At 69.3% G+C, this 12,135-nt stretch carries 9 protein-coding genes and 2 pseudogenes; 7 read left to right on the plus strand and 4 right to left on the minus strand.

Annotated elements, in window-relative coordinates; genetic code table 11:
* Positions 1–73 precede the first annotated feature (73 nt).
* The 4 genes and pseudogenes from ACZ60X_RS41780 to ACZ60X_RS41795 form a co-directional block, all read left to right on the plus strand.
* Positions 74–918, plus strand: a pseudogene (locus ACZ60X_RS41780) (integrase); the annotation flags it as partial.
* A pseudogene (locus tag ACZ60X_RS41785) lies at positions 913–1,221 on the plus strand (integrase core domain-containing protein); the annotation flags it as partial. The pseudogenes ACZ60X_RS41780 and ACZ60X_RS41785, both read left to right, overlap by 6 nt.
* 638 nt (positions 1,222–1,859) lie before the next feature.
* Positions 1,860–4,220 (plus strand): discoidin domain-containing protein, encoded by a 2,361-nt coding sequence (locus ACZ60X_RS41790; protein WP_469610688.1) that lies wholly within the window; start codon positions 1,860–1,862, stop codon positions 4,218–4,220.
* 62 nt (positions 4,221–4,282) lie between these two features.
* The gene (locus ACZ60X_RS41795) at positions 4,283–5,788 is read left to right on the plus strand and encodes a protein kinase domain-containing protein (protein WP_469610690.1); all 1,506 of its coding nucleotides are present in this window, start codon (positions 4,283–4,285) and stop codon (positions 5,786–5,788) included.
* Positions 5,789–6,219: 431 nt separating this feature from the next.
* Here ACZ60X_RS41795 and ACZ60X_RS41800 read toward each other — a convergent pair whose 3' ends face one another.
* Complete coding sequence (locus tag ACZ60X_RS41800; RefSeq protein ID WP_469610744.1) at positions 6,220–6,360, minus strand: hypothetical protein; 141 nt, start codon at positions 6,358–6,360, stop codon at positions 6,220–6,222.
* Positions 6,361–6,464: 104 nt separating this feature from the next.
* Here ACZ60X_RS41800 and ACZ60X_RS41805 point away from each other — a divergent pair, with 104 nt between their 5' ends.
* Both ACZ60X_RS41805 and ACZ60X_RS41810 read left to right on the plus strand, forming a co-directional pair.
* Positions 6,465–6,833, plus strand: coding sequence for a hypothetical protein (locus tag ACZ60X_RS41805; RefSeq protein ID WP_469610692.1), 369 nt, complete (start codon positions 6,465–6,467; stop codon positions 6,831–6,833).
* Positions 6,834–7,033: 200 nt separating this feature from the next.
* Positions 7,034–7,615, plus strand: a complete 582-nt coding sequence (locus tag ACZ60X_RS41810) for an RICIN domain-containing protein (RefSeq protein ID WP_469610694.1) — start codon at positions 7,034–7,036, stop codon at positions 7,613–7,615.
* A gap of 296 nt (positions 7,616–7,911) precedes the next feature.
* On the opposite strand, the gene ACZ60X_RS41815 is transcribed toward ACZ60X_RS41810, so the two are convergent.
* Positions 7,912–8,463: a helix-turn-helix domain-containing protein gene (locus tag ACZ60X_RS41815; protein ID WP_067045205.1), complete on the minus strand. Its 552-nt coding sequence runs from the start codon at positions 8,461–8,463 to the stop codon at positions 7,912–7,914.
* Positions 8,464–8,670: 207 nt separating this feature from the next.
* Here ACZ60X_RS41815 and ACZ60X_RS41820 point away from each other — a divergent pair, with 207 nt between their 5' ends.
* The gene (locus tag ACZ60X_RS41820) at positions 8,671–9,825 is read left to right on the plus strand and encodes an alpha/beta hydrolase family protein (RefSeq protein WP_469610696.1); all 1,155 of its coding nucleotides are present in this window, start codon (positions 8,671–8,673) and stop codon (positions 9,823–9,825) included.
* 1,210 nt (positions 9,826–11,035) lie between these two features.
* Here ACZ60X_RS41820 and ACZ60X_RS41825 read toward each other — a convergent pair.
* Together ACZ60X_RS41825 and ACZ60X_RS41830 are read right to left on the minus strand one after the other, a co-directional pair.
* Positions 11,036–11,449 (minus strand): nuclear transport factor 2 family protein, encoded by a 414-nt coding sequence (locus tag ACZ60X_RS41825; protein WP_469610698.1) that lies wholly within the window; start codon positions 11,447–11,449, stop codon positions 11,036–11,038.
* The gene (locus tag ACZ60X_RS41830) at positions 11,446–11,967 is read right to left on the minus strand and encodes a peroxiredoxin-like family protein (protein WP_469610701.1); all 522 of its coding nucleotides are present in this window, start codon (positions 11,965–11,967) and stop codon (positions 11,446–11,448) included. Before ACZ60X_RS41830 ends, ACZ60X_RS41825 begins: the two co-directional genes overlap by 4 nt.
* Between the last annotated feature and the right edge of the window lie 168 nt (positions 11,968–12,135).

The following is a 12,135-nucleotide window of genomic DNA, read 5'->3' on the forward strand; positions in this document are numbered from 1 at the left end:
AGCCCTGCGTCTGCCGAGAATGTCATCCGTGCAGCTCAGCGGCTTGTTCGGCGGTGCGGCAGGATGAGCGCTCGTGTTGCTTCGTCCTGCCTACCTGACCGGCATCAACACGTTCGCCGCGCTGCGGCTGCTGCCGATGAGCGATCGCGACAAGGATGCGGAGATCCTCGCCCTGCGCCACCAGATCATCGTCCTTGAGCGGCAGCTCGGTGCAGCCCGGGTGAAGTTCGCTCCGGAAGACCGGACCCTCCTCGCCGCTCTGCTGGTGCCGCTGCCCCGCCAAGTGCTGTGCCGGCTTCCGGTTGCTGGTCCATCCCGACACCGTGCTGCGCTGGCACCGCGGCCTCATGAAGCAGCGCCATGCCCGTACCTGCCGGCCGAAGCGGCCCGGGCGGCCGCCCACCGTCCGCTCGATCCGCGTCCTGATCCTGCGCCTGGCCCGGGAGAACCCGTCCTGGGGCTACCGCCGGGTGCACGGGGAACTCGCCACGCTCGGCATCAAGGTCGCCGCCTGCACCGTCTGGGAGACCCTCCACGCCCAGGGCATCGATCCCGCGCCGGAGCGGGCCGCGACCACGTGGGCAGGCTTCCTGCGCTCCCAGGCCGGCGCTCTCTTGGCCTGCGACTTCATCGAGACCGTCACCCTGACCGGCCGGCGCCAGTACATCCTCGCGGTCATCGAGCACGCCACCCGCCGCGTCCATCCTCGGCACCACCGCGCACCCGACCGCGCAACGGGTCGCCCAGGCCGCCCGCAACCTGGTCACGGACCTGGAAGACGCCCGAGCCACCGTCACCTACCTGGTCCGGGACCGGGACGCGAAGTACCCCGCGCTCTTCGACCAGATCCTCGCCGACGCCGGCATCCAGGTCATCCTCACCGGTGTACAGATGCCGCGTATGAACGCCATCGTCGATGGAGTGATCTTCCATGCGGACAGGGGCTCGCACTACACCTCAGCGGCGTTCACCCAGGTCAGCGATCGTTTCGGCATCCGCAGGAGTATGGGCCGGGTCGGGTCGAGCTACGACAACGCGCTGGCCGAGAGCTTCTGGCAGGGGCTGAAGCGAGAAGCCGTGCGCGGGGTGTTCACGACGGCGCGGCAGGCCCGGCTGGAGATCTTCCAGTGGCTGACGTACTACAACGCCCGCAGGCGCCACAGCAGCCTCGGCTACCTCTCACCCGTCGAGTTCGAACAGCAGCATCGGGCAGATGCATAGACTCACCCTCGCGGCATGAACCCCCGTGTCCACACTCCGGGGAACACCTCACCGGCCGCCTGAACTGCCCACTCCGCCTGTCCGTCTGTGGCCGGGCCCACGCCGGTGGCGGCCAGGTGTCCGCCGGCGGTGTGCGACGGCGGCGACTGTGCGCTCGCGCTGCAGGGCCCGTCCATGCGCGCAGGTCCGTGCGAAGACCCGCTGGCCGCCCGCAGAAGGCTCCGCGGGGACTCCCCCCATCGGCTGCGCTCGGGGCGCAGGTGGCCTCAGGGGCGTGCACGGTGACTGCATGAACAAAGCTGAATCCTGTGGACCCTTCCAAAGCCGTTTGCCGGATTCCGCGCGTATTCGCGGTGCGAGCCGCCCTGGGGCGTTGCCTGTGCGGCAGACGTGGTCGCGGCCCCTTGCTCACCGTTCGGAGAGACGCCATGACAGGTGCGCCAGGCAGGTTACGAGTGGCCAAGGTGCGAGCCCTCAGCCTTGTCCTCCTGGCTTCCGCGGCAGTGACCGGCGCGCTGCTGCGGCCGAACCCCGCCATCGCGGACGGTGCGACAGCCGCACACGGCACAACCCCACCCCCCGGCGGCCACGTGCCGACGCCCCCAGGAGCACACGCCGAGGTCGTCCCCAGGGAGGCGATGGAACCCGCCGCTCCCATCCTGCCGCGTGACGGGTGGACCGCCACCGTCAGCGACGAGGACACCGGCGCGGACATCCACCACGCCCAGGAGCCACAGCCGCACAGCATCACCATCGACATGCACCGCACCGCCGTCGTCTCGGGCCTGGTCTACCAGCCGCGCCAGGACGGCAATCCCGGTGGCCGGATCGGCGAATACGCCATCCACCTGAGTGCCGACGGCACTACCTGGGGGAAGCCCGTGGCCACGGGAACCCTGGCCGACGATGCGGCTGTCAGGAAGCTGCGGTTCGCGGCCGAACGAACCCGCTACGTGCGGCTGACCGCCACCTCCGAGCCCGGCGCGCGCGGGCCGCGGGTCTCGGCGGCGGAGATCAACCTGCTCGGGGATCCGAGCACGCCCGGACCCGGCGTCGATCTGCCGCGCGACGGGTGGACCGCCACCGCCGACAGCGAAGAGACCCAAGCGGGTGACGGCCGTGCCCAGAACGCACTGGACGGCAACCCCGGCACCATCTGGCACACCCAGTGGTCCGGTGATGCCCCACCGCTGCCGCACAGCATCACCATCGACATGCACCGCACCGCCGTCGTCTCAGGCCTCTCCTACGAGCCACGCCTGGACGCCGGCGCCAACGGTCGCATAGGCCAGTACTCGATCACCACCAGCACGGACGGCACCACCTTCGGGATACCGGTGGCGACCGGGACCTGGAAGGACGACGACACCGTCAAGGGCGCCACGTTCGACCAACCCGTCACAGCGCGCTATGTCCGTCTGACGGCCATCACCGAGGCCGGCGGCCGCGGGCCGTGGTCCTCGGCCGCCGAACTACGCCTGAGTGGTCCGGCCAACCCCGCTGAACACGGTGAGTGGGGCACGCTGATCGGCTTCCCGCTGGTGCCGGTCGCGACCGCCGTACTGCCCAACGACAAGCTCCTGGCCTGGTCCGCCTACGCCCCCGACCGCTTCGGCGGGAGCAACGGCTACACCCAGACCGCCATCATGGACCTGACCACCGGCAAGATCACCCAGCGCCGCGTCGACAACACCAAGCACGACATGTTCTGTCCCGGCATCGCGATGCTCGCCGACGGCCGGGTACTGGTGACCGGCGGCAGCAATGCCGAGCGCGCCAGTATCTACGACCCCGCCACCGACAAGTGGACCCCCACCAGCGACATGAACATCGCGCGCGGCTACCAGGCCATGACCTTGCTCCCCAACGGTGACGCGTTCGTCATCGGCGGTTCCTGGGGCCTCGACAACGCCCCGGACAAGGGCGGCGAGGTCTGGTCGGCCGCCACCGGCACCTGGCACAGACTGTCCGGCGTACCGGTCACCCCAACCCTGACCGCCGACCCGGCAGGCCCCTTCCGGGCGGACAACCACGAATGGCTGTACGCCACGTCCAACGGACGAGTCCTGCAGTTCGGCCCCAGCAAGCAGCTCAACTGGATATCCACCGATGGCGAGGGCGGTATCACCTCGGCCGGCACCCGCGCCGACAGCCTCGACGCGATGAACGGCGATGCCGTCGCCTACGACGTGGGCAAGCTCCTCACCCTGGGCGGCGCCACCGCGTACGAGAACGCGACGGCCACCAACCGCGCCTACACCGTCGGCGTCAAAGGCCCCGACGGGGCGCCCGTCAGCGTCCGCACCGGCGACATGGCCTACGCCCGCTCCTTCGCCAACAGCGTCGTCATGCCGAACGGAAAGGTCGCGGTCTTCGGGGGACAGTCCTACGCCAAGCCCTTCAGCGACAGCCACTCCGTTCTGAGCCCCGAGATATGGGACCCCGCCACCGGCCGCTTCACACCCATGGCATCCATGGCGCTCCCCCGTAACTATCACAGCGTCGCCAATCTGCTCCCCGACGGGCGGATCTTCACCGGAGGCGGCGGCTTGTGCGGCGACTGCGAAACCAACCACGCCGACGGTGCGATCTTCACCCCGCCCTACCTCCTCAACCCCGACGGCAGCGAAAAGCCCCGCCCCCACATCATCAGCGGCGTTCCCCCCGCCGTCGCACACGGGCAGCGGCTGACGGTGACGTCCGACATGCCCATCGACAAGTTCGCCCTGGTCCGAGCCGGAGCTGCGACCCACTCAGTCGACAACGACCAACGCCGAATACCGCTGACGTCCCGCAAGACCGCGGCCAACACCTACGAACTCGACATCCCGGCCGACCCCGGCGTGGCACTTCCCGGCACGTACATGCTCTTCGCGCTCAACCAGCAGGGTGTTCCCAGCAAAGCCGCAATCCTCACCGTCAACTCCGCAGGCACCCAAGTGAGCTCGGCAGCGCGCCTGTCCGCGCCGGCTCGGCAGTTCGCCGGCCTGCGGCGGTGACGACCGGCCCGCCGACGTCGCGCCGTAAGCTACTCCGCGGTCTGAATTCACGGGAGGCGTGTGTGGGGCGCGAAACAGTCCTGAGCGGCCGCTACGAGTTGGTCGAGAAGCTCGGGCAGGGTGGCATGGGAACGGTCCATCGTGGGGTGGACCGGCAACTGCGCCGCACCGTCGCCGTCAAGCTGCTCTCCTCACAATTGGCTCACGACCCGCAGTCGCGAGCCCGCTTCCGGCGCGAGGCCCACGCGGCCGCCGCGCTGAACCATCCGGCGGTGGCCACCATCCACGACGTCGGCGAGGAGCCGCACCCGGACGGCCCGCGGCCCTACCTGGTCATGGAGTACGTGCAGGGGACCACCCTCGCCGAGGTCCTGCGAGACGGCCCGCTGCCCGTCGCCGACGCGATCAACACAGCCTGTGCGGTGCTGGACGCGCTGGGGCACAGCCACGAACGCGGCATCGTGCACAGGGACGTCAAGCCCTCGAACATCATGCTCACCGCACCCGGCGCCGTGAAGGTCCTCGACTTCGGTATCGCCAAGGCGTTCACCGAGGCCGCCACCCGCATCACGGGCAGTGGCGCGGCCATAGGCACCCCCGCCTACCTCTCGCCCGAGCAGATCAGCGGTGCGGAGATCGACCACCGGGCCGATCTGTACGCGATAGGCTGCCTGCTGCACGAACTGCTGACCGGACAGACCCCGTTCCGTGGCGATTCGCCGTTCGCCGTCATGCACCAGCACCTGTACGCCGAGCCCGAGCAGGTCTCCCGGCTCCGAGCGCAGATACCGCCGGCGGTGGACGCAGTGATCCTGCGCGCGCTGCGCAAGGACCCGGCGGAACGATTCGCCGATGCGGGACAGATGCGCGCCGCCCTCGCCGACGCTCTGCCCCAGGCCTCCATGCCGACGGCCCAGTCCACCACGCCTCCGCCTCCGCCCGAGGGGACACCATTCGGCGGCCGAGCCGCTCTCCGGGACACGTTCCGGCCTTCACTTCGGCCTTCAGCCGACAGCGCTCTGGCTCTGCTCGGATGCCTGCTCTCGGTGCTGTGCGCCCGTGGCCACCTGGTGGACACCGCCCACTTCGGCCAGGTCGCCCTCGCAGCCGCCGCGCTGGGTGTGCTGACACTGCCGTGGTCGGCACGCCTGTCCTGCACGCTGGGCTGGGGACCGGTGGCCGAGGCTATGGCAGTCAACTCCCAACTGCGGCGTGCCGAGTTCGGCTGGAGCCACTCCTACGTCGCCATCGCTGCACTGCTGGCGTTGACCGCTCTCTGGTGCCTCGTCAGCGCGGTACGCAGCCAGGAGCGCGGCGCCGGCTCACTGGTCGCGTTCTGGTTCAGTGCCACCGCGTCGATCTGGTACTTCCTCGACGACCTCCGCAAGCTCTTCGTCTTCTACCTGCTCCTGCCGTCGGTGGCCCTTGCCACCGTCTCGCGGGAGACCGTCGCAGTCGTGCGGCGCCGAACCCGTGACAGACGGGCAGCACTGGAAGAGCAGGCCAGCGGCGCGACGCCACCTGGCCGCAGGCTCACGGCCACGTCGACCCGAAGCCCCAGGGCATGACGAGGTCGGCGGAGGTCAGCAAGTCAGCCGAGGCAGTCTTCACCCGGGCTGCCGGGCTCGCCCAAGGCGGCTGCAGGAGGTGCGCCGGACTCTACTCGTAAGTCCAGGGCCGGCCTGTCTCCCGGTACTCCTACACGGGGATCGGATCGACGCCGTTTCGCATGCGAGCGGTGTACAGCAGGTCCTCGAGGTGCGCGATCTCGTGGTGGATGAGGCAGGGAGAGGCCGCCCGCCACGGCGCGCCAGGTCCGAGAAGGGGCACCGCTGGGACAGCCGGTGCAGTCGAGTTCACAGCCGCTGCACGCCCGCCGAGCCGGTGCCCTTCGAAGCCTGTCTCGTCCACGTTCAGGACGCCGTCGCCGGTACCGAGGTGCTCACGAGTTGGTGCGTGATAGCGGGTGAGATGTGTCTGGCCTGGTCGTGGCCTGCTTTCAGGCGGTGACGGCGCGGTCGGAGACAAGGCCGGCGATGGCGCGGTAGGTGTCGGGCAGGCGGTCGCGGCGGTGGGTCCAGCGCAGTAGTTGTTTCCAGCGTTTGTGGTCGGCGAGGGCGTGTTCGACCAGTCGGATCATGCCACCAGCCAAGCGCGACACCTCACCCGCTGGGCCTTGACCCAAGGCCCCTTCCCTCGCTGCCCCCGCACCTGGTCCAGCTCGGCTTCGACTGCATCCTGGCGGTGGAGAGCGGAGACGACGCCGCTGCGGCGCGGCTCGCGCCCGAGGTGCAGCAGCTGCCGGGGCTGCTGCCGGGCATCGCGGAACTGATCGTCTTTCCCGTGACCGCGTTGTCCGACGACACCGACGCCTGCGCCGACTCCTTCGTCCTGGACGAGGTCGGCGTCATCTACCTGATGACGATCCGCGCGTGGGCCACGCACGCCCCCGCGGCCTCCGCGCCGGGGATCGCCCGCACCATGGCTCACTTCGTCAGCCAGATCCTCGCCGACTCACCGACGGACGCCGTGCGGGCTCTGCAGACGCTGCGCGATGAGCAGATGGAGCAGGCCCGTGCGGTGGTGGACACCGTGGTGGCTCTGCACCGGTGACCGCACCACCGTGCGGGTGGATGCGCAACTTTGATCACGGGGCCCTGCCTGCACTTTCCCGGCTCGCGGTGCACTGCGGCACCGGAATCCCCTCTTCACTGTGCAACCAGACACTCCACACGATGCGTTGCCGGTCCTAGATTGTCGTGCGAGCCAACAACGGCCCAGTCGAGGCCGCCATCAGAGGGGGAAGCTCACTCATGCTCAAACTCGGCAAGTCCATGCGCGCGCGGACCGAAAGAGAAAGCGGCTTGATCCGGATCAGGAAACTGCTGTCCAACCGCCTCGTAAAGCTGGCCGCGACTCTGACGGCGGCGCTCGCGATGCTGCTGGGCACCACCGGCACGGCGAACGCGGGCGCAACGTTCAACCTCCGGACCCCCTGGGGCGGCGGTCCGTGCCTCCGGCCGGACTCGTACGGGAACTTGGGGGTGAGCGTTCACGCGTATGGGTGCGACGGCTACTCCAACCACTGGACATTCGCGGACGTGCAACAAGATGGTTCGGGCCGGTGGAGGTACCGGTTCGAGTGGGTCCCCAACGGCGGCTGCCTTATCCCGAACTGGAATCGGCAGGCCTCGCCGGTGGTCGTCACCAATGGGAACAACGTCTGCAATAACAGCTCTTCGCAGTGGTATCTGAACGGGCTGTCCGACGGGAACACTCAGATCGTCAACGTTGCCACCGGCCTGGTGCTGGACTATGACTCGTCGGGCGCCAACCGCGGGCTCCAGCTATGGCCTGCGTGGGGCGACCTGAACCAGGAGTTCTTCGCATCCTGACCGCTCAGCTGGCGGCGGCGGTGATCTCTCCGCGAAACGGACATGATCACCACCGCCGCCGGGTGGGCACCGAGCACACCCCGGGCCCGCAGCTCGTCCAGGTCGGGCAGGTGGACTCCGGGAAGGCCGTCGAGAAGCCGGCCGCGGTGGGACAGCGGCCGTTTCGCCAGGGCCGCGGCGCGGGAGCCGGCCCCAAAGAAGATCGCGGATGCCGTGGTCGGAAGGACGCTGCTGATCTGGGCTGCTGCGTCGCGCGCTGGTTCTCGGCGATCTGTCATCTTTGAGTTATCGGCGTTTCAGGCGGTGGCCGAGTCTCTGGGCGGTTCCTCGATCGGAAAGAGGATCGGGCTGAGCAAGTACCGCGCGCGGTCGCCTGCGGGCTGGTTGGCCAGCCGGGGGGCGATCGCGCTGCGCAACTCACCGATCAGCTCATGAAGTTCGTCGCGGCTGAGCCAGACGGCGTGCTGCCGGTAGCCGACGAGATCCGCGGCCGGGTCGGCGTGGTCTTGTCCGAGGTACGCATTGAACTCGGCGGCCAGCACGGCGAGCGCGATGGCGAACGCGCCACGGTGATCGTCGAGGGAGAGCGACTTGACGGTGTCGGCGTCGATGACCGCCCGGTCCTGGCGCAGGCGGAAGACCCGTTCCACCGCGCCCCGCACCCGCCGCTCCTCGGCCACTTCGAGGATTCCGCCCCCGGAGAGCAGGTCGACGTGCCGGTAGACCATCGCCTTCGACACGTCCGGCACCAGCGCGCACAACTGGGACGTGGTCAGCATCCGCCCGCCACGCATGGCGTGCACGATCCGCAGGCGCACCGGGTGCGCCAGGAGTTCCAACGTGTCCATGAGCCAACCTTCTCTCAATCTGCTACCGTTCGCAAAAAATGAGAAAGGTAGTGGGGGATGGACGCGAGTCCGATACAGAGTGCGACGCGGGTCGTCGACCTGGCATGCAGCGGGCGCTTCGCCGAGATCGAAGAGCTCTTCGCGCCGCGGCTGCGAGCAGTTGTGTCCGCGGAAACGGTGCGGACGGCCTGGGCTACCGAGACGGGCATGAAAGGGTCGATCTCGCAGATCGGTCAACCGACGACCGAACAGCGCGACGCGGGCCTGGTCCGCGTGAGCGTCCCGGTGACTTGCGAACGCGGGGGCCTGAACGTGGTCATGTCGGTGGACGACACCGGCATGCTGCACGGCCTACGATTCGCACCCCTGTCCACCACCTCGTGGAAACCACCGCCCTACGCGGCCCGGAACAGGTTCACCGAGCAGGAGGTCACAGTGGGCACCGGCCCACTCGCCGTGCCCGGCACGCTGACGCTGCCCCGCAGGCGCGGCCTGCGGCCCGGCGTCGTACTCCTCAGCGGCGGCGGCCCCTTCGACCGCGACGAGACCAGCGGAGCGAACAAGCCGCTGAAGGACCTGTCCTGGGGACTGGCCAGCCGCGGCGTGGCGGTGCTGCGGTTCGACAAGGTGACCCACACCCACCCGGACGTCGCCTCCGCGCCCGATTTCACCATGTCGGACGAGTACGTGCCGCATGCGGTCGCCGCCGTCCACCTGCTCCACCGACACCCGGCCGTGGACGCCGAACGAGTCTTCCTGCTGGGCCACAGCATGGGCGGCAAGGCAGCACCGCGCGTAGCAGCCGCCGAACCCTCCGTCGCCGGCCTGATCATCCTGGCCGGGGACGCCCAGCCGATGCATCACGCCGCCGTCCGGGTCGCCCGCTACCTGTCCACCGTGAACCCAGGCCCCGACATCGAGGCCGCCGTCACCATCGCCGCCGAACAGGCCGCACGTGTCGACAGCCCGGAGTTGTCCGCCACGACGCCTGCCGAGGACCTTCCGTACGCCTTCCCCGCACCGTACTGGCTGGACATGCGCGGCTACGACCCGGTCTCCGCTGCGGCCGAGACGGACAAACCGATGCTCATTCTCCAAGGAGGACGCGACTACCAAGTGACCGTCGACGACGACCTCGCACGGTGGAGGCGTGGCCTCGTCCACCGCTCGGATGTCACGATCCGTATCTACGACGCCGACGACCATCTGTTCTTCCCCGGCGAAGGGCCATCCACGCCGACGGACTATGACGCGCCCCAACACGTCGACCATGCCGTCGTCACCGACATTGCACAGTGGCTGGCACCGAACCGCGGGAAGCTCACCCGCTTCCTTCCCACAGCCAGACGCCGCCGAAACTGATCACGGGCTCAGGCGCGACCACGTGTCGACTCGAAAGGCCGGACCTCGAATACGAACGCACCCGGGCCGGTGGGAGAAGCTTCGGTAGCCATCGCGGCTCAGTCCACAACTTGTGATGCGATGAAGGGGCGAAGCCCAGCCCTCCGCGGGTGGCCTGGGTAGACGCCAGTCACCCACTACGTGACGGCGAAGGAGCCCCAGGTGAGCGAGTACGACGGACACCAGTACGTCGGTGCCGACCTGCACCGCAGGCGGTCCGTGACCGTGCGTCAGACCGACGACGGCGTCCAACTGAGCGCAGTACGCATCCTCAACGATCCGGTGGCACTCGGTCTGCAGATCGAGCAGGCCGGGCCCGAAGGGGCCCACGAAGCTGACCGCGCCGGTGATGGCGGCCATCGGCGGCTGGCTGACCGCCGATACCTCCCTGACCTCGAAGGACCTCGCGGGCAGAGTCCTGGAGGAGTTCGGCTTCACCGTCCACCCGCGTTCCATCGAGCGCGCGCTGTCGCGTCGGCGCGAGGCGGAGACCAGCACGGCTGAAGGGCCCATAGCCCGCGGCCGCCCCGGGCGGTGCCGCGGCAGCCGCGGTCGCCGAGCACGAACGGCTGCGGGAGAACGCAGGCCGTGGCGGACGCCGGATGGGACTGGGGGTGCTCGTCGCCCGCGGCATGGTCGCGTACTTGACGGCGGCCGCCGCGCTGGGCGCGGCAGCGGCGCCGAGGAGACCGGTTCCGCCGGCGGCACCGACGGTGATGGTCGACTCGTCAACTTCTTCACCCCCGTCACCCCGGCGGCCATCGAAAAGTTCGCACGTTGACGCCACGCTCAGCCGCTCACGGGGGAGCCCTGGGGCCCCAGGGCTCCCGGCGAATGCGGTCGCCGAGTGCAGGGCGGCGCACGCGGACAGGTGCATCGCGCGCGTGAGCTGTCGGCTGCCGCCTCCGGGCGCGTGTTCGCCGTGGATGGAGGTCCCTGACGAATTCGTCGTCGCCGGGCGGGTCCGGCGTAGGCTTCCGCAGCAGGCGTCAGCCCTTCAGGGGCGCCTTCCCCTGCTCGCCGACGCAACGGATCTCGGCGTGGGTGGTGTTGTGCCGTCGCCTCCACCGCTTGAGCCGACGGCGCTCGGAGCGGTCCGAACCAGATCGGCCAATGTCCGTCGGCCGCCGACGACATGTCCCACGATGTCTCGCCCGGTTTCCCGGCGGCCTCACCTCCCGGTGCCGTCGCCGGCCTGGTCCGGCATGTCACGGGTGATGGAGTGGACGCGGCGCAGCCGTCCGTCCGGAGCCAGTTCCCCGAACAGGTAGATCTCGTTGCTCAAGCGACGCCATTTTCGCATGGTGGAGCGCAGGGTGTACCGGGCGGCGACGCGGTCGCCGGCCACCAGAGTGTCATGGACTTCGACGTCGAGGGCGATCGCGCTCTTGCGTGCAGGGCGGGCATGGGCGATCAGCCTGTCCCGGTCCAGCCGTATCCCATCGCTGTGCCACTCGATGTCCGGGGTGTGGTACCGGTCGATGACCACGCCGGGGTCCTCGTTGCCCAGGCCCATCTCCCGGATGTACGACCTCAGGTACCCGGCGAGCTCCTGCGCAGGGGTAGGCCGGGGATTCTCACTCATGACACTCCTTCGGGACGGGACCTTGGCGGCAGTGGTGTTCGGGCGGCCAGTTCGAGCAGTTCGTCGACCGTCCACTGGTCGTAGGCGTGTTCGCCGTACTTGGCGGCGAGGACGCGGCCGTCGGGCGCGATCAGGAAGTCGGCGGGAAGGCCGAGCCGTCCGCCGCGCGGCCTGCGGGCCGGAGCACGCTCCCGCCCGCGGGCGATCGTCCACGCGCTGCGCAGAATGGCCCGGGCGGTTGGTCCCCAGGCGCGCGGGCTCAGCAGCGCGCGAGGCGCCGACTCGACGCCGAACTCGGTGTACAGCCGCTTGGCCGGGTCGGCGATCACCGCGAAGGGAAGGTCGGATACGTGGTCCCGCAGTTCTTCTGCGGGGGAGTGGAAGATCGCGACCTCGCGGATTCCGGCCTGAGCGATCTCCGCGTGTCGCCGCACCACCGATCGCAGGTGCAGGTTGCAGATCGGGCAGCCGGCGAACCGTCGGAACTGCACATGAGTCAGCCGGTCTTGGTCGGGCACAGTGACCGGGGCGCCCGACACGGCCGTGAGCCCGCGGGAACCGACAGTGGCACCAGGCCCTAAGGTCCCTCCCTGCGTGCGCCTTCGAGACGTGCGCATCATCTCCCCCTCACTTTAGGCGTACACCATACGCTTACCAGCGTAGGCGTATGCCGTACGCTGTCAACC

The organism is Streptomyces sp. NPDC104106 (genome assembly GCF_055584345.1).